The organism is Streptomyces sp. NBC_00690, from assembly GCF_036226685.1.
Lineage (GTDB): Bacteria > Actinomycetota > Actinomycetes > Streptomycetales > Streptomycetaceae > Streptomyces.
The window spans coordinates 5695184-5715165 of record NZ_CP109009.1 but is presented as its reverse complement, the minus strand read 5'-3'; the positions used below and the strand labels follow the sequence as shown (position 1 = coordinate 5715165).

At 69.5% G+C, this 19982-nt stretch carries 21 protein-coding genes; 8 read left to right on the top strand and 13 right to left on the bottom strand.

Annotation, left to right across the window (positions count from 1 at the left end; all coding sequences use genetic code 11):
- Positions 1-37: 37 nt before the first annotated feature.
- Together OID54_RS25205 and sigE are read right to left on the bottom strand one after the other, a co-directional pair.
- Positions 38-1021 (bottom strand): anti-sigma factor family protein, encoded by a 984-nt coding sequence (locus tag OID54_RS25205; RefSeq protein ID WP_329023021.1) that lies wholly within the window; start codon positions 1019-1021, stop codon positions 38-40.
- A complete protein-coding gene (gene sigE, locus OID54_RS25200; protein WP_329023019.1) occupies positions 1018-1785 on the bottom strand; it encodes an RNA polymerase sigma factor SigE in 768 nt (255 codons plus the stop codon). Before sigE ends, OID54_RS25205 begins: the two co-directional genes overlap by 4 nt.
- A 107-nt stretch (positions 1786-1892) precedes the next feature.
- Between sigE and OID54_RS25195 the strand changes: the two genes are divergently transcribed.
- Positions 1893-2594 (top strand): O-methyltransferase, encoded by a 702-nt coding sequence (locus OID54_RS25195; RefSeq protein ID WP_329027768.1) that lies wholly within the window; start codon positions 1893-1895, stop codon positions 2592-2594.
- 291 nt (positions 2595-2885) lie between these two features.
- Here the strand turns inward: OID54_RS25195 and OID54_RS25190 are convergent, their stop codons facing one another.
- Positions 2886-3053, bottom strand: coding sequence for a DUF3117 domain-containing protein (locus tag OID54_RS25190; RefSeq protein ID WP_009997451.1), 168 nt, complete (start codon positions 3051-3053; stop codon positions 2886-2888).
- A gap of 322 nt (positions 3054-3375) precedes the next feature.
- On the opposite strand from OID54_RS25190, the gene OID54_RS25185 reads away from it, so the two are divergent.
- Positions 3376-4176 (top strand): enoyl-CoA hydratase/isomerase family protein, encoded by an 801-nt coding sequence (locus tag OID54_RS25185; RefSeq protein ID WP_329023017.1) that lies wholly within the window; start codon positions 3376-3378, stop codon positions 4174-4176.
- A 46-nt stretch (positions 4177-4222) separates the two neighbouring features.
- On the opposite strand, the gene OID54_RS25180 is transcribed toward OID54_RS25185, so the two are convergent.
- Together OID54_RS25180 and OID54_RS25175 are read right to left on the bottom strand one after the other, a co-directional pair.
- On the bottom strand, positions 4223-4837 hold the full coding sequence (locus tag OID54_RS25180) for a DNA-3-methyladenine glycosylase I (RefSeq protein WP_329023015.1): 615 nt from the start codon (positions 4835-4837) through the stop codon (positions 4223-4225).
- Entirely contained in the window at positions 4830-5186 is a 357-nt protein-coding gene (locus tag OID54_RS25175; RefSeq protein WP_329023013.1) for a DivIVA domain-containing protein, read from the bottom strand. The genes OID54_RS25180 and OID54_RS25175 overlap by 8 nt, the downstream gene beginning before the upstream one ends.
- 121 nt (positions 5187-5307) lie before the next feature.
- Here OID54_RS25175 and folP point away from each other — a divergent pair, with 121 nt between their 5' ends.
- A complete protein-coding gene (folP, locus tag OID54_RS25170) occupies positions 5308-6168 on the top strand; it encodes a dihydropteroate synthase (RefSeq protein WP_329023012.1) in 861 nt (286 codons plus the stop codon).
- A 153-nt stretch (positions 6169-6321) separates the two neighbouring features.
- On the opposite strand, the gene OID54_RS25165 is transcribed toward folP, so the two are convergent.
- Positions 6322-7071, bottom strand: coding sequence for a TIGR00730 family Rossman fold protein (locus tag OID54_RS25165; RefSeq protein ID WP_329023011.1), 750 nt, complete (start codon positions 7069-7071; stop codon positions 6322-6324).
- A gap of 459 nt (positions 7072-7530) precedes the next feature.
- Here OID54_RS25165 and OID54_RS25160 point away from each other — a divergent pair, with 459 nt between their 5' ends.
- The gene (locus OID54_RS25160) at positions 7531-8517 is read left to right on the top strand and encodes a hypothetical protein (protein WP_329023009.1); all 987 of its coding nucleotides are present in this window, start codon (positions 7531-7533) and stop codon (positions 8515-8517) included.
- Positions 8518-8818: 301 nt separating this feature from the next.
- A complete protein-coding gene (locus OID54_RS25155) occupies positions 8819-9265 on the top strand; it encodes an ATP-binding protein (protein WP_329023007.1) in 447 nt (148 codons plus the stop codon).
- Positions 9266-9530: 265 nt separating this feature from the next.
- On the opposite strand, the gene dapC is transcribed toward OID54_RS25155, so the two are convergent.
- Positions 9531-10625 (bottom strand): succinyldiaminopimelate transaminase, encoded by a 1095-nt coding sequence (dapC, locus tag OID54_RS25150; RefSeq protein WP_329023005.1) that lies wholly within the window; start codon positions 10623-10625, stop codon positions 9531-9533.
- Positions 10626-10745: 120 nt separating this feature from the next.
- A complete protein-coding gene (fdxA, locus tag OID54_RS25145; protein ID WP_329023003.1) occupies positions 10746-11066 on the bottom strand; it encodes a ferredoxin in 321 nt (106 codons plus the stop codon).
- A 115-nt stretch (positions 11067-11181) separates the two neighbouring features.
- Here fdxA and OID54_RS25140 point away from each other — a divergent pair, with 115 nt between their 5' ends.
- Positions 11182-12216: a GNAT family N-acetyltransferase gene (locus OID54_RS25140; RefSeq protein ID WP_329023001.1), complete on the top strand. Its 1035-nt coding sequence runs from the start codon at positions 11182-11184 to the stop codon at positions 12214-12216.
- A gap of 124 nt (positions 12217-12340) precedes the next feature.
- Entirely contained in the window at positions 12341-13189 is an 849-nt protein-coding gene (locus OID54_RS25135) for a transglutaminase-like domain-containing protein (protein ID WP_329022999.1), read from the top strand.
- 108 nt (positions 13190-13297) lie between these two features.
- Here the strand turns inward: OID54_RS25135 and OID54_RS25130 are convergent, their stop codons facing one another.
- From OID54_RS25130 to OID54_RS25110, 5 genes are all read right to left on the bottom strand, one after another.
- Positions 13298-13561 (bottom strand): hypothetical protein, encoded by a 264-nt coding sequence (locus OID54_RS25130; protein WP_329022998.1) that lies wholly within the window; start codon positions 13559-13561, stop codon positions 13298-13300.
- Positions 13562-13687: 126 nt separating this feature from the next.
- Positions 13688-15736 (bottom strand): hypothetical protein, encoded by a 2049-nt coding sequence (locus tag OID54_RS25125; protein ID WP_329022996.1) that lies wholly within the window; start codon positions 15734-15736, stop codon positions 13688-13690.
- A gap of 235 nt (positions 15737-15971) precedes the next feature.
- Positions 15972-16382 carry a DUF6113 family protein gene (locus tag OID54_RS25120; RefSeq protein WP_329022995.1) on the bottom strand — a complete coding sequence of 137 codons (411 nt, stop codon included), beginning with the start codon at positions 16380-16382 and terminating at the stop codon, positions 15972-15974.
- Positions 16379-17269, bottom strand: a complete 891-nt coding sequence (gene mshB / locus OID54_RS25115) for an N-acetyl-1-D-myo-inositol-2-amino-2-deoxy-alpha-D-glucopyranoside deacetylase (RefSeq protein WP_329022993.1) — start codon at positions 17267-17269, stop codon at positions 16379-16381. Before mshB ends, OID54_RS25120 begins: the two co-directional genes overlap by 4 nt.
- 177 nt (positions 17270-17446) lie before the next feature.
- The gene (locus OID54_RS25110; protein WP_329022991.1) at positions 17447-17641 is read right to left on the bottom strand and encodes a hypothetical protein; all 195 of its coding nucleotides are present in this window, start codon (positions 17639-17641) and stop codon (positions 17447-17449) included.
- A 156-nt stretch (positions 17642-17797) separates the two neighbouring features.
- On the opposite strand from OID54_RS25110, the gene OID54_RS25105 reads away from it, so the two are divergent.
- Entirely contained in the window at positions 17798-19939 is a 2142-nt protein-coding gene (locus OID54_RS25105; RefSeq protein ID WP_329022989.1) for a S9 family peptidase, read from the top strand.
- Positions 19940-19982 lie beyond the last annotated feature (43 nt).

Genomic DNA, 19982 nt, shown 5'->3' with positions numbered 1-19982 from the left:
GAATGCCCGCGCAGGGGTCTGGTCGGCGGTGGTGGTGTCAGCGTGCGGACGGGTGCGTCGGCGCCATGAGGTGGGACGGGGCGGGGGTCGCCCAGGGAGTCAGCCCCGACGCGGTGGCGAGATGGAAGGCCGATCCCGTCGGACGTATCAGGGGGGTCGGTGTGAAGGCCCCGAGCGGCGCCACCGAGCTGAGCGGCCCGACCGCCGGGCTGGCGAGGGGTCGATTCAGCGGACCGGGTGTCAAAGGACCCGACACGGAGAGACCGATCGCCCTCTCCTCCGATCTGGTCGGGGTGTGGACGGGACCGCGACGGCGCTCGTAGTCGCTGCTCCGGACATTGACCGCGGTGGCGGTGTTGACCCCGGGCGTCCCGGTGGCGGCGGGCCTGATCGGCGTCACATTGTTTCCGGTGCTGCCCCGGGGGCCAGCCTGGAGCGAAGCCTCCAGGGGCAGGGCTCCGCCGAGGGCGATGGCGGCGAAGGACACCGCACTGGCGGCGGCGAAGGCGAAGCGACGCCCCTTCCACGGGGAACGCTCCGCTTCGCGCCCCACATCGTGGATGCGAAAACCGCTGTCCGGTGAAACTGCTTCCTGCCCGGGGGCGATAGCCCCGGGGAGGACACCGGCGCCGACGTGCCCGCCAGGAACGTAGCCGAAGGTCTCCCCGTGGCGGTCTCGAAGACGGCTCGTGGATGACGTCACTCCGCCGAAGGACGGTTCACCGTCCCGCCCTCCGAGGGTCCCCTGGAAAGGTCCGCCCCTGCCGAGGTCACCACCTCCCGGTCCTGCGGGCAGCCCTTGGAGCCGGGCCAGCAGCCCTTCGGACAGGGGTGGCGGCGCGGCCTGTGCGAAGACGCTCTTGAGTCGGCGCTGGGCGTCGGCCTCCGCCTTGCACTTGGGGCATGTCGCCAGATGTGCGAGGACACGGTCCCTCGCGTCATGTTTGAGCTCGCCGTCGACCAGGGCGGCGAGCCGGTCCCCCAGATGCTGCTCAGCTGGGGTGGGGCCTGTGCCACTCACGCCGGTCCTACCTCCCCTGCGAGTCCGACCGCTCCCGCCAGAAGACGCTGCTCGGCACGGGCCTCGGGGGAACGGTGCTTCAGTGCCTTGCGCAGATGCGAGCGGCCACGGTGGATACGGCTGCGGACGGTGCCGAGCTTGACCCCGAGCGTCGCGGCGATCTCCTCGTAGGAGAGCCCCTCGATGTCACAGAGCACCACTGCGGCTCGAAATTCGGGCGCAAGGGTGTCCAGCGCCTGCTGCACATCCGCGTCGAAGTGGGTGTCGTTGAAGACCTGCTGGGGAGAGGGCTCCCGGCTGGGCAGCCGCTCAGCGGCATCGTCCCCGAGGGCATCGAAGCGGATGCGCTGCTTCCTACGGACCATGTCCAGGAAGAGATTGGTGGTGATGCGGTGGAGCCAGCCCTCGAAGGTGCCCGGCGTGTAGGTGGACAACGACCGGAAGACACGGACGAAGACCTCCTGCGTCAGGTCTTCGGCATCGTGTTGATTGCCCGTGAGGCGGTAGGCGAGGCGATACACCCGACCGCTGTGCGTGCTGACGATCTCCTCCCAAGTGGGAGGTGTCCACGCCTGGGATTCCGCATCCGATGCGAAGGTCGCGGTTGTTGCGGAGTCGGCAGTGGCGGAGCGGTCAGCAAAGTTGGTCACGGATTTCGGCTCACCCGGTGACCTGAGGAAGCGTCTGAGCGCTCCTCTCCGATCCGCAGGTGCAGCCGCACCTCCCCTATCGGCTCTGGTGGTGTCCAGCGGAGCCCCTACCATAGCCACCTCGCCCGTTAGCTCCGGATAAGAATCTTTACGCGAATTTGGGTGCTGCTTACCGCTCTGATCCATTGCGCCCCCCTGCCCCGTACAACGCCTGGTCCCATCTGCGGGTTCCCAGAGCCAGCGGATACAGTCAACGTCGCGTTCAACTACGGGGACAGGAGAGGCCCATTACCGCAAACCGGCAGACGAGCTGGGCGTTCGCCGACGCCTTTGTCGCCGAGGACGACGCACTGCACTGGGCCCGTGAGCGGGCCCGGGAGTCGGGAGTCCCCTCGGTGTCGCCTGGCACCGGCGCCGCGCTGCGACTGCTGGCCGCGACCGCGGACGCGAAAGCGGTGGCGGAAATCGGTACGGGGACGGGCGTGTCCGGGATCTATCTGCTCCAGGGAATGCGGTCGGACGGGGTGCTGACCACGGTCGACCCCGAGCCGGAGCGCCAGCAGTTCGCCAGGGAGGCGTTCCGCGAGGCCGGCTTCGCCGGGAACCGGGCCCGCTTCATCCCCGGCCGGGCCCTCGACGTCCTGCCTCGCCTGGCCGACGGCGGCTACGACCTCGTCTTCTGCGACGGGGATCGACTGGAGTCGCTGGAGTACCTCGCCGAATCGTCCCGCCTCCTGAGACCCGGCGGGCTCGTGTGCTTCGAGGGTGTCTTCGCACGCGGACGCACCGTCGACTCGGCGGCGCAGCCCGCCGAGGTGCTGCGACTGCGGGAGTTGCTGCGGTCGGTGCGCGAGAGTCAGGAACTGCTGACCTCCCTGCTGCCCGTCGGCGACGGGCTGCTGTGCGCGGTGCGCCGGGCTTAAGGCGTCCTGCCTCATGGCGTCGTCCGCCCGCGGGCCGGAGGGGAACTCCGGGCCCGACGGGATTTCTTCAGACACCTTCCAGCCGTATCAACCCGATTGACCCGGTCGACCCGGTGGCCGGGCTGCCCGTCGTCACCCGGGCCCCGGTCCTCGTACGGGGCGGCGACCACGGGTGAACAAGGGGTTCGCCCGCCCAGGGTCATCCGGGGGTCGCGGCGACTCACGGGAAATGCGTCTCGCCCCGGCATCCACGAGGGATGCCGGGGCGAGGAGAACATCGGGCGCTCGAGGTTAGCCAACGACCTTCTTCAGGGCATCGCCCAGCGCTTCGGCCTCGTCCGGAGTCAGCTCGACGACAAGCCGACCGCCGCCTTCGAGCGGAACGCGCATGACGATGCCCCGCCCCTCCTTGGTCACCTCGAGCGGGCCATCGCCCGTCCGCGGCTTCATGGCCGCCATGCTCGTTCCCCTTCCTGAAACCAGCTCATCGTCAGCCGACGGCCCTGGGTAGGCACGAGTCACCGGCATCGAACACATTGCTTCCTGGTCATTATCCCGCATCGCAGGACCCGATGACCAACATCGGTCGGCATCGCTTAGGCAACGCGCTTTCGCAAAACCACCCAATTCGCCGATCGTCCTGCGATACTTTGCCGCCGCCTCCCCGATCGAGCCTTCCGTTCGACCGCTCGTTCTTTGACGCAGGTCACATGCTTGCAGCCCAAGATCTCCGCCATGCTGTGCCATGCACCCACCCGCTGAGCCGCAAAGGGGACCTGACATGGCCGACTCCGTGCTGTACGAGGTGAGCGACGGACTCGCGACGATCACAATCAATCGGCCCGAGGCGATGAACGCCATGGACGGCGGATCGAAGGTCGCCCTGCGGGACGCGGTACTCGCGGCGGCAGCGGACACCTCCGTACGGGCGGTCCTGCTCACCGCGAACGGGCGGGCCTTCTGCGTGGGGCAGGACCTCAAGGAGCACATCGCCGACCTGACCCAGGCCAAGAAGGACGGCTCCGACGATGTGATGAGCACCGTGCGCGAGCACTACAACCCGCTCATCCGTGCGCTGGCCTCCATGCCGAAGCCCGTCGTCGCCGGGGTCAATGGCGTGGCGGCCGGAGCAGGGTTCGGGCTCGCCCTCGCCGCGGACTACCGGGTCGTCGCCGATACCGCGAAGTTCACCACCGCCTTCGCCAATGTCGCGCTCACCGCAGACTCCGGGATCTCCTGGACGCTGCCGCGGCTGATCGGCCGGAGCAGGGCGGCCGACCTGCTGTTCTTCCCGCGTTCCATCACGGCCCAGGAAGCGTTTGACCTGGGCATTGCCAACAAAATCGTCCCTGCGGACGCCTTGGCGGCCGAGGCTGCCGCCGTGGCCAGGGCACTGGCCGACGGCCCGACCCTGGCCTATGCGGCGATCAAGGAATCCCTTGCCTACGCGGCGGACCATTCGCTGGACGAGACGCTGGCCAAGGAGGACGAGCTCCAGTCGCGAGCAGGGGTCTCCGAGGACCATCTGATCGCCGTACGGGCGTTCGTCGCCAAGGAGCAGCCGAAGTTCCTCGGACGTTAGGCCATTCGGGGGAACGGCTGTGACCTGGGCGGGACGGGACCGGCCGTCAGCGGCGTGTCGCTCCCGCGCCTGGGGTGCCGCCACCACGAGCGACACAGCCTTCGAGGTGGTCGTCGACCAGTCCGCACGCCTGCATCAGGGCGTAGGCAGTGGTCGGGCCGATGAACCGGATCCCCTTCTTTTTGAGGTCCTTGGCGAGCGCCGTCGACTCATCGGTCACCGCGGGTACGTCGGCGATGGTGCGGGGCACGGGACGGGTCGCGCCGTCCGGTGCGTACGACCAGATCAGGTCGTCGAGATCGCCTTCGGCCCACTCGGCGAGCACCCGTGCGTTGGCCATGGTCGCCTCGATCTTGGCGCGGTTGCGGATGATTCCCACATCGGCGAGCAGTCGTTCCCGGTCGGCTTCCGTGTAGGTGGCGACCGAGGCGATCGCGAAGCCGTCGAAGGCGCGACGGAAGCCCTCACGCCGCCGCAGAATCGTGATCCAGGAGAGACCTGATTGGAACGCCTCCAGACAGAGCCGCTCGAAAAGTGCGTCGTCCCCGTGCACCGGACGGCCCCACTCGTCGTCGTGGTACGCCACGTAGTCATCGGTGGCCAGGCCCCAGGGACACCGCGGCTTCCCATCGGGTCCTGCCGCAAGGCCGGTGTCACTCACCGTGGGCCCCCTCGCCGGGCTTCGTGAACAGGTCGGGCCCGCCAACGGCGGTCGCCTGCGCACCGGCCAGGGCGGATTCGAGCTCGGCGATGCGGGCGTCCCGCTCGGCCAGTTCGGCGCCGAGACGGGCGAGTACGTCGTCGACATCGGCCATGCGATAGCCGCGCAGACTCACCGGCAGCCGCAGCGCCTCGACGTCTGCCCGACCGATCGGCCGGGTGTCGGGCAACGGATCGACAAGTTGCTCGGGCGCCGTGTCGGGCAGGGCCGCGCTGTCACCGCCACCGATCACGGCAAGCGTGACCGCGCCGACGACCACAACCATCGTGATCAGCAAGAACAAGAACACGGACGACCCTCTCCCCGACCTTCGGGCGCTTCCCGGACGGAAACCGTTCCCGGCTCTGATCGTGCCACGCCGGTGTGACAGTTAGGGTCTCAGCCGGACGACCTGAGGAGGAAAACAGCTGATGCTGCGGCTGGGACAGCGTGAATTCGGTCCGCACGAGCCAGTGATCATGGCCATCGTGAACCGTACCCCCGACTCCTTCTACGACCAGGGTGCGACCTTCCGGGACGAGCCCGCGCTCGCCCGGGTCGAACAGGCGGTGGCGGAGGGTGCCGCCATCATCGACATCGGAGGGGTGAAGGCGGGCCCCGGAGCAGAGGTCACGGCCGATGAAGAGGCCCGCCGTACGGTCGGCTTCGTGGCAGAGGTGCGCAAGCGATTCCCCGACGTGGTGATCAGTGTCGACACCTGGCGCCACGAAGTGGGTGAGGCGGTCTGCGAAGCAGGTGCTGACGTGCTGAACGACGCGTGGGGCGGGGTGGATCCCCGACTCGCCGAGGTCGCGGCCCGCTACGGCGCCGGTCTGGTGTGCACCCACGCGGGCGGTGCCGAGCCGCGCACCCGGCCGCACCGGGTGGCGTACGAGGACGTGGTCGAGGACATCCTGCGGGTGACGCTGGGACTGGCCGAGCGGGCGGTGGAGTTGGGGGTGCCGCGGGAGTCGATCATGATCGACCCCGGGCACGACTTCGGGAAGAACACCCGGCACTCGTTGGAAGCGACCCGCAGGCTCGGCGAGATGGTGGAGACCGGCTGGCCGGTGCTGGTCTCGCTGTCGAACAAGGACTTCGTCGGCGAGAGCCTGGACCGCCCGGTGAAGGAGCGGTTGACGGGCACCTTGGCGACGACGGCGGTCTCCGCATGGCTGGGCGCACGCGTCTACCGGGTGCACGAGGTGGCGCAGACGCGCGAGGTCCTGGACATGGTGTCGTCGATCGCGGGGCACCGGGAGCCCGCGGTGGCCCGCAGAGGGCTGGCCTGACACGGTCGGGGGCCGCCCGCACGGGAGGTGCCCACGCTTCCCACGGCTCGTTCAAAGACGCGTCCGGCGCCATGCGAGCCCGGCACCCGGTCCCATCGCCCCGTACTGCTCCGAGGAGGGCGATGGACCGGACCGGCGTTCAGGAAGCGGGCCTCAGAGCCCCGTCTCCTTGGTCACCAGCGACACGGCTTCCTCCACGTCGTCCGTGACGTGGAAGAGCAACAGGTCCTTCTCGGACGCCTTGCCCCCGCCGACCACGGTGTTCCGCAGCCAGTCCACGAGACCGCTCCAGTACTCGGTACCGAAGAGGACGATCGGGAACCGGGTGACCTTGCCCGTCTGGACGAGCGTCAGCGCCTCGAAGAGCTCGTCCAGAGTGCCCAATCCGCCCGGCAGGACCACGAACCCGGACGCGTACTTCACGAACATCGTCTTGCGCACGAAGAAGTAGCGGAAGTTCACACCGATGTCGACGTGCTGGTTGAGCCCCTGCTCGAAGGGCAACTCGATGCCGAGACCGACCGAGATCCCGTTGGCCTCCCGCGCACCGCGGTTGGCCGCCTCCATGGCACCGGGACCACCGCCGGTGATCACCGCGAAGCCCGCGTCGACGAGCGCCGTACCGATGCGGATGCCCGCCTCGTACTCCGGGGTGCCCGGCTTGGTGCGGGCCGAGCCGAAGACGCTGATCGCGCTGGGCAGTTCGGCGAGTGCGCCGAAGCCCTCGACGAACTCCGACTGGATGCGCATGACCCGCCAGGGATCGGTGTGCACCCACTCGGAGTCACCCTCGGTGTCCAGCAGCCGCTGGTCGGTTGTCCCTGGCTGCACCTGGTCTCTACGACGCAGCACCGGCCCCTGTCGCTGCTCCTCCAGCGCCCGCGAACCTTCGGGGTTGCCCATGACCTGCTCCCTCCGCCGAACATCAATTGCTGGAGCAAGGGTAGGTCGACGAAGGCGACGAGGAGGGAAACTCCGGACGTCAGCCACTCCCGTAACCGTCCTTCACCATGTGTGATCTTGTCATCGGCCAGGCACCCATCCCTCTTGTACACATAGAGCGCGTTATGCACACAAGGCGCACAGGGCCGCACCGGTGGACGGGGGCCGTGGTTCGCTGCGGTCGGTGCGGTCCGGTGCGGGGACTGTGGTGTGCCGGCCCGGGGGACGTCGACCCCGGCCGAACTCGGACCTGACGCCATGGACCGACCGCACGAACCGGGGACGGAAATCCGCCACGGACCCGATGCCGTCAGGCGCCGCCGAGCACTCTCACGCGGAAGTGCGACCCGAACGGAACCACCTGGGGACAGGGCCGGTTCGGACGGCTCCGTCGCGGACCGGGCCTAGTACGGTGGGCGGGTGTCCAAGCACGCCTCCTCCGCCGCCCGACCCAGCCGCGTACCCCGTTCCGCGGTTGCGTTCTGCGTCCTACTGCTGCTGGTCGGCTATGTGGCCGTGCAGTTCATCGCAGGCGACCGGGCCGCCCGCTGTGTCGTACGGGCCTCTTCCAGCGGCGCTGGCCCGAGTTACGAGTTGAGTACGGAGATGGCGGCGAACGCGGCGACGATCTCCGCGGTCGGCACCAGGAGGGGACTGCCCGAGCGGGCGGTCACCATCGCCCTGGCCACCGCCATCCAGGAGTCCTCGCTGCGCAACATCCAACACGGCGACCGGGATTCGCTGGGCCTGTTCCAGCAGCGGCCGTCGAAGGGTTGGGGCACCCCGAAGCAGATCCTCGACCCGGTCTACTCGGCGGGGAAGTTCTACGACGGACTGGTCGAGGTGCCGGGCTACTCGCGACTGCCGCTGACGGTGGCCGCACAGCGCGTCCAGCGCAGCGGTTTCCCCCAGGCGTACGCCAAGCACGAGCCGAACGCCTCCCTGCTGGCCGCAGCGCTCACCGGACGGACGGACTCGGCACTGACCTGCGCCACCACGAAGGGCACCACGGCCGGCGACGCGGTGAAGGTGCGGGCGGAGTTGTTGCGGGCGTTCGGTCCCGACGTGGCGCCGAAAGCGGTGTCCGCGGGAGCCCTGGGCCGTTCGGGCACCTCACCCGCGGGCGAGGTGCTGATTCCGTTGCCACCGGCGCTGGTGGCCAATGACGGCACCCGTGGCAGCAAGGCGTCCAAGCGCGGCTGGGAACTGGCGCACTGGGCGGTGGCGCGCGCCGACGGACTGCGGATCGACGAGGTCTCCTACGGGGGCAAGGTGTGGCGCGCCGAGGACGCCAGGACGTCCGGGGAGGGTTGGCGCTCCGGTGCCGCCGGGGAGCCCGCACGCGGTGGAGCCGGGCAATCGGCCAAGACCGGACACGACGAGGTCCGCATCCGTATCGCACGCTGATCCGAACGTTCCCCCGCAGGGGTTAGGGGACGCCATCACTCCAATGCACCAACGGAGCACTCGGTCCGGCCCGCGCCCCCCTGCGGCGCTCCCCTTGGGAATCAAGGGAAGTGACGGTTCGGCAGGGTGTCGAGCGTGGGAATGTTTGCCCGTCTTTATCCAGGGCCGATAATGCGACACATTACTAATTCTTTACCTTGAGGCACCGCAACTTCCCCTGCCCTCTCAGCGGTTGTCACTGCGTCCGATCACCCAGACCGGACTTCCCCAGTACGTAAATCCTTCTGTCTCAAGGAGCATCATGTCCCTCCCCCTGACCCGTCGGATCGCCCGCGCCGCGCTGCTCATCGCCGCTGGCACAGTTCCCGTGGTCGGTGCGGCCGGCTCCGCAAGTGCCGTGGAACTCCAGCAGGCCAACCCCCTCGGCGCGCTGACCGCGCTCGACTCGGGAGCCCTCAGCGGTGCCGTGGACGGCGCCGCGCAGAAGACCTCCAACCTCGCGGACAGCACCGGGAACAACACCGTCAAGGAGACCGTCCCCGCCGCAGCCAAGACCGTCGGCCAGGCGGGCGAGGCCGCCGCGCCGGCCGCCCAGAAGGCTGCCGGAGAGGTCACCGGCACCGCGAGCAGCACCCTCGGTCGGGCCACGGGCAGCACGGGCGAGTCCCTCGGCGGCCTGCCCACCGGACAGCTCGGCAGCACTCTGCCCGCCGACCAGCTGCCCCTGAAGGGCCTGCCGCTCGGCTGACCGGCCCTCGGGTTCGGCAGACCCGCCGCCGCCCGCCCACGGCGGTACGGCAGCTCGCCGGGTCATCGTGGACCGCCCGTGACCGCGGGCCCCGCGCTCACGGGCGCAGGAGATCCGCACAGGGCACACCATGCGACAGGGCCCCGGGTTCGCACCCGGGGCCCTGTCGTCGGTCTGTCAGTCTGTCCGTCTGCCGGTCTCGCGATGGGGACCCGTGCCGCTGCGTCGCCGCCGGCGAAGATCAGCCTGCGGATCAGGCAGAAGTTCAGCCGAGGCGCTTGACGGCCGCCTCGACGCGCTCGTCGGTCGCCGTGAGGGCCACCCTGACGAACCGCTCGCCCGCGGTGCCGTAGAAGTCGCCGGGGGCGACCAGGACGCCCAGTTCCGCCAGGTGTCCCACGGTCTGCCAGCACGGCTCGTCACGCGTCGCCCAGAGGTACAGGCTCGCCTCGCTGTGTTCGATCCGGAAGCCGTGGCCCTCCAGGGCCGTCCGGAGCACGGCGCGGCGCGCCGCGTACCGCGCCCGCTGTTCGACGACGTGGGTATCGTCACCGAGCGCCGCGATCGTCGCCGCCTGCACCGGTGCGGGGGTCATCATTCCGCCGTGCTTGCGGATCTGGAGCAGCTCGCCGAGCACCTTCTCGTCCCCGGCGATGAACGCGGACCGGTAGCCGGCCAGGTTGGAACGCTTGGAGAGGGAGTGGACGGCGACCAACCCGTCGAAGGAACCGCCGCAGACGTCGGGGTGGAGGACGGAGACCGGTTCGGCCTCCCAACCCAGCTCCAGATAGCACTCGTCGCTGAAGACCAGCACCCCGTGTGTACGCGCCCAGGCGACGATCCGCGTCAGTTCGTCCTTGGCCAGCACCCGGCCGCTCGGATTCGAGGGCGAGTTGAGCCACAGCAACTTGAGATCGGTCGGGTCCAGCTCGGTGGGGTCGTCGTAGACGACGGGGGTCGCCCCGCACAGACGCGCGCCGACCTCGTACGTCGGGTAGGCGAGCTGCGGGTAGGCGACCCGGTCACCGGCGCCGAGGCCCAGTTGGGTCGGCAGCCAGGCGACCAGTTCCTTGGAGCCCACGACGGGCAGCACCTGCTGGTGGGAGACGGCGAGCGCACCGAGTCGGCGTTCCACCCAGCCCGTCAATGCATCGCGCAGGGCGACCGTGCCCCACACCGTCGGATAACCCGGCGAGTCGGCCGCTTCGACGAGGGCCTGCTGGATCAGCGCGGGGACGGGGTCGACCGGCGTACCGACCGAGAGGTCCACGATGCCGTCGGGGTGGGCGGCGGCCCTGGCCTTGTAGGGCTCCAGCCGGTCCCACGGGAAGACGGGGAGGCGCGAAGAGACTGCGGACACGGGACGTTCTCTCTACTCGTGGGGCTCTCGCCCGAACCCGAGCCCGGACCCTCGCCCAGGGCTCACGGTGCCTCGGTCCCGCACGAACGACGACGTACGGGACGCGAGGACGTGCCGGTCCTAGCCGTTCTGCGGTGGGAGGGAAGCGATGAAGGGGTGGTCGCGCTCGATCAGACCGAGCTTGGACGCACCGCCGGGGGAACCCAGCTCGTCGAAGAACTCGACGTTCGCCTTGTAGTAGTCCTTCCACTCCTCCGGAGTGTCGTCCTCGTAGAAGATCGCCTCGACGGGGCAGACGGGCTCACAGGCCCCACAGTCGACGCATTCGTCCGGGTGGATGTACAAGGACCGCGAGCCCTCGTAGATGCAGTCGACGGGGCACTCCTCGATGCACGCCTTGTCCTTGACGTCTACACAAGGCTGCGCGATGACGTAGGTCACGCTGTCGTTCCTCTCGGTAGGGCTCTGGCATTGCGCGGGAGCGCGGCGTCGTCGATGCCCGCACCTAGTATCTCCGTTCCTGACGACGATCCGCACAGGAGGGGCTTGCCCAACCGTGGAAATCACTGGCGCAGGACGCCTCGAAGTCCGTATTACACCCCATGACGTGGGCAAACGCGTATCAATCCGACGTCTCACCGATCCCGCCGCAGGGGTCGAGAAGTTCACCGACACCATCGGAGTTCTCACATCCTGGGACAAGGGTGTGCTCCTCATCACACGCAAGACCGGTGAGAGCGTCCACATCCCGGAATCCGCGCTCGTCGCGGGCAAGGTCGTGCCCCCCGCGCCTGCTCGACGGCGGGGCCCGGCCGCGAACTTCGCCGAACTGGCCCGGGTGACCGCGCGGGCGTGGCAGCCGGTCGAGAGCGATCGCCTCGGGGACTGGCAGTTGCGGGCGTCCGCCGGCTTCACCCGCCGCGCCAATTCGGTGCTGCCGCTCGGCGACCCGGGCCTACCGCTTCCCGAGGCGCTCGCCCGGGTCCGCGGCTGGTACGAGGAACGGGGACTGCCGGCGTACATCCAGGCGTCGACGGGTGCAGCGGGCACCCAGGAACGGCTCTGCGCGGACCTTGAGGCACATGGTTGGCAGCGCGAGGTGTCAGCGCTGGTGCGCATCGGGGCGCTGACCCCCATCGCCGATCAGGTGGCGCCCGTCGAGCGGGTGCGGCTGGCCCGTGACCTCGACGAGGGCTGGCTGCGTCGCTACCAACGCACCGGAAGGTACGGGGACGCCATGCGCAAGGTGCTGAGCAGCGGCCCTTCGGTGTGGTTCGCATCGGTGCCCGCCCCGGACGAGCCATCGGCGGACGGGCGCACGGCCGAGGATGCCGTGCCGGCCGCCATCGGCCGCTGTGTCGTCGACGGCCGATGGGCCGGGTTCATGGCGGTGGAAACCGCCCCCGAGCACCGCCGACAGGGTCTGGGCACCGCCGTGATGACCGCACTGGCACAACGCGCCCTGGAAGAGGGCGCGTCAGCCGCATGGCTCCAGGTGGAGGCGGACAATGCAGGGGCGCGGGCACTGTACGACGGGATGGGATTCGCGACCCACCACAGCTACCACCACTTCCGTCCCCAGGCGCTCTGACCATGAACGCCGTCCGCCACGGAGGCGGGGCGCGCCACCTCCGGTGCGACCCGTCTCCGGGGCGGAGGATCATCTTCCAACGTACGGACACGGCCCCGACGAACGCAGACGGACAGGACGGCACATGCACGACGACGGCACCGACCATCGCGAGCGATTCGCCGAGGAGGCGCGTGCCGAGCGGCCCGACCTCTCGCTCCTCTGCCTGCTGCTGGGCGCGGTGGCCGACCCCTCGCTGGACGAAGCGGGCCTGGACGCCGCCCAGATCGAACTGGACCGGCTCGCCGGACTCATCCCCTACGGCGTGAAGGGCCCCCACGAGTGGGCGGCGGCGCTGGCCGCCCTGCTCGGCGGTCGCCATGGGTTCCACGGGACGTCCGATGACTACCAGCGGTTGGAGTCGTCGCTCCTCCACACGGTGCTCCAACGACGTCGCGGGCTGCCGATCCTGCTCTCGGTGGTCTGGATCGAGGTGGCCCGACGGGCCGGTGCTCCGGTGTACGGAGTGGCCCTGCCCGGTCACTTCGTGGTCGGCTTCGGCGACCCGCAGGAACACGCGGACCTCGACGCCCAGGTACTCGCCGATCCCTTCGCCGGTGGCAATCCACTGACCGGCATGGACGCAGAACTGCTGGTCGTGGAGGCGACAGGGGCACCGCTGCGGCCGGAGATGCTCTCCGCCGCGCAACCGCTGGACGTGGTCCTGCGCATCCTGAACAACATCCGGTCGTGGGCGTCGGGGCGCCCGGACCGCACGGATGTCGCACTGTGGGCGGTGGAGCTGTCCTTGCTGCTGCCCTCGCATCCGGCGAAGCTGCGCTACGAACGCGCCCAGTTGCTCTTGCAGCGCGGTGACTTCCTGACGGGGGCGGCGGAGTTGGACGCCTATGCGGAGGTGGTGGCCGCGGTGGAGCCCGAAACGGCGCAGACGCTCAGGGGCCGGGCCCGCGCGGCCCGGGCACGGTTGAACTAGCGAACCGGTCGAACTGGCGACCCGATTGAACTGGTGGTGCGGTTGAGTACGAGACGTCGAAACGCGCCGCGGACGCGGTTGCCCGGACCGCTGGGCGAGCCGGACGGATCACGCGCACATCCGAAAGGGCCACACCCTGTCAGCAGCACCGCGGTACGACGCCGAGCAGGTGCGACTGTTGCGGGCGAGGTCGCAAGCGGTGGGCGACGGGATGCGTTCACCGCACTGTCGGCGCGGATCGAGGCGGCCATCGAACGGGAGGGCGTCGAGGTCGCCGCCTTTCTTCACCCGTCCGGGTGAGGCCGCCAGATGGGTCCTGCTGACGGGATCGGCGGGCAACGCCACGCTCAGGTCATCGACCTCGGTCTCCACTCGGCCTCGGTCTCGGTCTCGGTCTCGGCTGTAGGTGCTTGAACCGCATCACCGTCTCCCGCACCGGGGAACGCGTCGTGCCCGGCCTCCCTGGCAAGGTGACCGGGCACGATGTGCGCAGCTGCGTCAGTTCGGGTTGAGGGAGATCTCGACCGTACGCTCCGCCCGGGTCTTGCCGCGCAGCGCCGGACCCATGGCCTGAGCCACGTCATCGGCGCTGAGCTGGTGCTTCTGACCGTCGCCCTTGGTGATCATCACGCCGGCGAAGGTGCTTCCGATGAGTTCCTCGATCGCCTTCTTGTCGTAGAACTCGACCAGCTTGCCGTCGACCGCCTTCATCGACAGGATCCGGGGCAGCGACTTGGCCGGACCGAAGGGAATCGTCTGACCGCCCGCATTGATGGTGATCCGGTCGGACATCGCGGGCTCTGCGAACTCCTTCAGGGCCCGTTGGATCTCCGCCTCGCTGACGGTCGGCTCCCGCGAGACCACCGGCAGTTGCACCACATTGGGGCGACCGGTCTCCACCTGAGCCCGGAACGCGTCCTTCACCGAGGTCATCGACCGGGCGACGTCCAGACCGTTGCCGGGCTTGCCCGGTACGGCCGTCACCTTGTTCGGCTCGAACTTGATCGTGCCCTCGACCGCCGAGCCGGAGTTGCCCGCGAGGTCGGTCAGCGCGACGCTCAGCTTCTCCTCGTCGACGACGATGACCGGTTCGGCGACACGCTGCTCGCCGAAGAGGGAGCCGATGACGGAGATCGGGTTGTAGTCGCTGCCCGCCGCCTGCCGCACGGTGGTCTGACTGTCCAGGGACAGTCCCGCCTTGTCCGGGGCGAGTTGTTCCTTCTTGTCCCCGATGGTGAGCTGCAGGGCTGTCGCAGCCCGCTTGCCGAGCGCGGCATCGAGCTTGACGACCGCCTGCTCCTTGGTGCCCCCGCCGATGTCCACACCGAGGACCGTGGTCTCCTTCGGCACCTCCGAGTGGTTCAGCAGCAGGCCGGCGCCATAGGCGATGCCCAGCAGTCCGACGACGCCCACGCCCATCAGCACCAGCTTGGAGCGCCCCTTCTTCGCGGGGCGCGGAGGGGCCGGCCGGGAGGCCGGCGCAGGAGCGGCGGCGGCATCGGGCGCGCTCGGACGGGCGGCGGCGGGGCCTGCCGGGAAGTCCGCGGGTGCGAAGTCGCCTCCTGGGCGGCGCCCATGAGGACCCGTACCGCCTGCGGTGTCGGCGGCGGGGACCACCGGGATACCACTGGTGAGGGTGTCGCCGGAGACCTGACTACGGGGCGCCGGCCTGCCGCCCTGCTCCGGGATCGGCTTCTGCGGGGTCAGGACGGCCGTGTCGTCGGACATCCTGGGCACGGCCGCACCCGGCGCCCCGTAGCCCGCGGCTGTCTGCTGGCCGGGGAGCGCTGCGAGGTGACCGGCGGGAGCCGAGGCACCCGGGACACCGGCCTTGGGGCCGCCGTCCGACCGTGGGCGGACCGGCATGTTGCCCTGCGCGGGCCCTGCGGTCGCCCCCGTCGGCTGCTGGCGCGCCGATGCGGCGGTACCTGCGCCGGCGGCCAGTTCGCTCAGGGAGCCCTTCGAGCCGCCCTGCTGACCCGGCACGGCGGGCACGGGCGCGCCCGTCCGCTCCTCGGTCGCGGGAGACGGGATGCCCGCGCCGTTCGTCCCCGACTTCCTCGGCGCGAACCAGTCGCTGGAGGGCGGTTTCTCCGCCGGCTGCCCGGTCGGGGCGCCGGTCGGCCCCGCGGGGGCCGTGGGTGCCTGGGGGCCGCCTATCGCCGGCATGGCGGCGGTGCGCTCGGCATCCTGCTCGACGGCCGGACGGGCCGGCGCCTTGGCCGGCGCCTCGGCCTCGCTCATGGGCTTGCGCATGACGACGGGGGGGATCGGCCGCGAACCCGGGATGTTGATCCGGATCCGGGTCGTCAGCGTCGTCTCCGTCTTGGGTTCGGGCTTCGACGTGGCCACGGACTGGGCCGCGGCAGCGTCGGACCTGGGGTCACGAGCCCTGTCTGCGGCATCGGTCGCCGCTCCGTCCGGAGCGTCCTGCGTCGGGTGCAGCGGCGGATACTGGCGCGACCCGTAGGGCGGTGTCCCTGAGGGGTACGCGGCTCCCCCGCGCCCCTGGGGCCCGGAGGACGAACTGTCAGTTTCACGACTCAAAGCAGGTTCTCCCGGTTGGCTTCGCCGCCCGTTTCTTACTGGATAGCTACTGCTGTGGGCGGCTCGGCGGCGCGCACCACCATACTGGCCGCCAAGGACACTCACTGTGCGACGGGGAAAGCATCATCCCGTCGACCGTACGGGCATGGTCAGTTCGAAGGGCGATCGCCCTCTGTGGCGCCCCACCCTAGAAGCCTGTCGATCCGCCGCTTTCCGCGGGGTTCGTCACAGGGCCCTACCGGTCAAGTCGGGTTTTGTCTCCGTTCGGTTGCGTCGCCCCGACCATCGTGGCGCACATCACAGCAAGAGCCATGCCGACGACGATGTACGCGAGCGGTCCGATTCCCGCCGAGAACAGTCCATCGCCCTCGGCGCGCCCGGTGCTGACCACGACGATAGCTATCAGCCAGCCCGCACCCGAGGCGATCGCGCCCAACTGGGTGCCGGTGGTGCGGGCAGAACCGTAGAAGAGACCGGCCGAAGCCAGCAGGGCGAGCAGCAACCCGCCCGGGAACCAGGCGCCTTGGACGAGCGAGCCGGTGACACCGACGACCGCGCCGAACAGGGCGAGCCCGAGATAGGCGGCGATCCGTCCCGGCCGGGCGGGACGGGCCAGCCACGCTCCCGGGGTGCCATCGCTGCTCATGTCGTCACGCCCGCGAACAGGTCCTGCTCACGCTCGCCCTCGGGTGCCCCCGGCACGCCCTGGGCCAACTCGTAGTACTCGGTGGTGAGGATCGGCTGCCCCAGCCGGTTGGAGAGCACGAAGTTGGTTCCTTCGACGGTGATTTGCGTGGCGTGGGCCGCCATGGCGGCGGCTTTGCGCTCCGCGTACTTCGTCCCGTCGATCTCGGCGGTGATCCGCGCGTCGTCGGTCACTCCCGGAACATCGTCGATCGGGGCGATGCCCTCGAAGTCGACATCGGTGTCCGCGTGCAGCCGGGCGAACGCCGCCTCGGCCACCGAGCGGGGCACCCGGTTCCAGTAGATCTTGGTGATGGTGTGCGGATCACCGAGGTCGCGGCGGTAGGCGCGCTCCGCGGCCAGCTCGGCCGCCCGCATCGCCACCCGGTGCGCCTGGATGTGATCGGGGTGGCCGTAGCCCCCCGTGGGGTCGTAGGTCACCAGCACCTGGGGGCGTACCGCTCGGATGATCTCCACGAGGTAGCCGGCCGCGTCGTCGACGGGGGTCTGCCAGAACGCGCCTTCGCGGCGGTTCTGCTCGACGCCCATCATCCCGGAGTCCCGGAAGCGGCCGGGCCCGCCGAGGAAGCGGTGGTCGGTGACGCCCAGTTCCTTCATGGCGGCGGCGAGCTCGCCGATGCGATGCGGACCGAGCCGGTCATCGCGATCGGATGCGAGATGGGCGAGATCCGGTGGGATCACCTCGCCCTCTTCCCCGAGGGTGCAGGTCACCAGCGTGACCTGGGCGCCGACGGCGGCATACCTGGCCATGGTGACGCCATTGTTGATCGACTCGTCGTCCGGGTGTGCGTGCACCAGGAGCAGACGACGGGCGGAAAGATCCTTCATACGGGACAGCCTACGAGGGCGAGCCACGCCACCGTGCAAGAACGTGCGGCCCTCGTTGGCCGGATTTGCCCTCCCCCTGGTCACAAGCGGCGACCGGGACGACAGAAACAGCCGCGAAGGGCCGCAGAAGGGCCGTCCGAAGACCGCTGGGAGCGCCGCGGGGGCGCGGGGGGACGATCAGAACTTGAAGTCTCCGATCATTCCGGCGACGTTCGTGGTCAGATCAGTGATCGTCGGAGCGATGGACGAGCTAGCGAGATAGAACCCGAGCAACACGCAGACCGCCGCGTGCCCGCCTTTGAGTCCGGACTTCCGGATCAGCAGGAACATGATGATCGCCAGCAGCAACACCGCCGAAATCGAGAGGGCCACGGCGGTTCACCTCCACAGATATTCGGTCGGGACAGGCAGGTTGCATGTGCCAGGTGGTTCCTACCCACCTTGCGCTACGGATCATAACTATCCGTGCGAACGCATCGATCGGTGCACGGCAGCACACGGGGGCGCACGACCGCTAGGTTCGGTCACATGACCATGAGGAAGCTGCTCTCCTTTCCGCGCCAGAACGCCCGGACCCAGCGCTACACATTGGGCGCACCCCGGACTTTCACCATCTCCCCGGACGGCGCCAGGGTGGTCTTCATCCGGTCGTCGTCGGGGACCGATCGGTGCGGTCAGCTATGGGTCGTCGACCTTGCCATCGACCCCGCCGACGAAGGGATTCGACTCCGGGAGCGGCTGGCCGCGGACCCCGGGGTCCTCCTCGACAGCGGGGAGGAGCAGCTTTCGGCCCAGGAGCGTGCGCGGCGCGAACGCGGGCGGGAGGGCGGGTCGGGGATCGTCGCGTACGCGGTGGACGAGGCGGTCGAGTTGGCCGCCTTCTCGCTGTCGGGGCGGTTGTTCTGCACGGAGCTGCCGGTCGGGACCGTCCGTGAACTCCCGGCGCTGGAAGGGGTGGTGGACCCGAGGCCCTCGCCCGACGGTCGTCACATCGCGTATGTCAGCCAGCGTTCCCTTCGGGTCGTCGAGGCGGGGGGCGACGGGGACAGGACCCTGGTCGAACCGGAGGACGAGTACATCTCCTACGGGGCTGCGGAGTTCATCGCAGCGGAGGAGATGGGGCGCTCCCGCGGGTTCTGGTGGTCGCCGGAGTCGGACCGGCTGCTGGTGGCACGTGTGGACGAATCCAAGGTGCAGCGCTGGTGGATCTCGGACCCCTCCCATCCGGAGCGGGCGCCCGAGCCGGTGGCCTACCCCGCTGCCGGGACGTCCAATGCCGAGGTGCGGCTTTTCCTGGTGACCCTGGACGGCGAGCAAATGGAGATTGGCTGGGATCGCATCCAATTCCCCTATCTCGCACGGGTTCACTGGTCCAAGGGTGGCGCTCCGATCCTGCTTGTCCAGAGCCGCGACCAGCGAATTCAGCATTACCTAGCAGTGAATGCAGACAATGGCAGCACCAGAACCATTCAGAGCGACGAGGATTCTGTATGGCTTGATCTATTCCCTGGCGTGCCGGCATGGGGCCCTGGTGGCGCTCTGGTGCGGATCGTCGACGAAGGCGGCGCACGCGTACTCGCCGTCGGCGACCGCGTCTGGACGGACTCCTCGCTCCACCTCAGGGCGGTGCTCGACATCGGGACCGACGACGTCCTGGTGCTGGCCTCCGCCGGCGAGACGGCGGCCGATCCGGAGCTCGGTGAACTCCATGTCCACCGGGTCACCGAGCAGGGCGTCGAGCGGATCTCCCACGGCCCGGGTGTGCACAGCGCGGTGCGTACGGGCGCGGTGACCGTGCTGGCCACGGCACGGCTCGACGTCAGCGGCACCTTGTTCACGGTCCTGCGGGAGGGCGAGGAACTGGGCCCGGTGGCGACCCGCGCCGAACAGCCGGTACTGACCACACGCCCCCGACTGTGTGAGGCCGGAGTACGACGGATTCCGTGCGCGGTACTGCTGCCACAGGAGTACCAGGAGTCGGACGGACCGCTTCCGGTCCTTGTCGATCCCTATGGCGGACCGCACGGTCAACGCGTCTACGCGGCACACAACAGCCATCTCACCTCCCAGTGGTTCGCGAACCAGGGATTCGCGGTGATCGTCGCGGACGGCCGAGGCACCCCGGGACGCTCCCCCGCCCGGGAGAAGGCCATCAAAGACGACTTTCCGCTGACGCTGGACGACCAGGTGGACGCCCTCCACTGGCTGGCGGAGCAGTACCCCCTCGACCTCGGACGGGTGGGCATCCGCGGCTGGTCCTACGGCGGCTATCTGGCGGCTCTCGCGGTACTGCGGAGGCCCGACGTGTTCCACGCCGCGATCGCCGGCGCCCCGGGAACGGACTTCAGCCTCTACGACACCCACTACACGGAACGCTATCTGGGCGACCCGAACGCACGCCCGACGGTGTACGCGTCGAACTCGCTGGTGACGCAGGACGGACTGACCGCTCCCAAGGACCCCGCTCGACCGTTGATGATCATCCATGGTCTGGCCGACGACAATGTGGTCGCCGCCCACTCCCTGCGGCTGTCGTCCGCGCTGCTGGCGGCCGGACGCGAGCACGAGGTGCTGCCGCTGAGCGGGGTGACGCACATGACTCCGCAGGAGGAGATCGCGGAGAACCTCCTGCTGCTCCAGGTCGACTTCCTGAAGCGAAGGCTGGGCTGAGATGACATGGCCGGGGCTCCCCACGGCGCCCCGCGCACAGGGC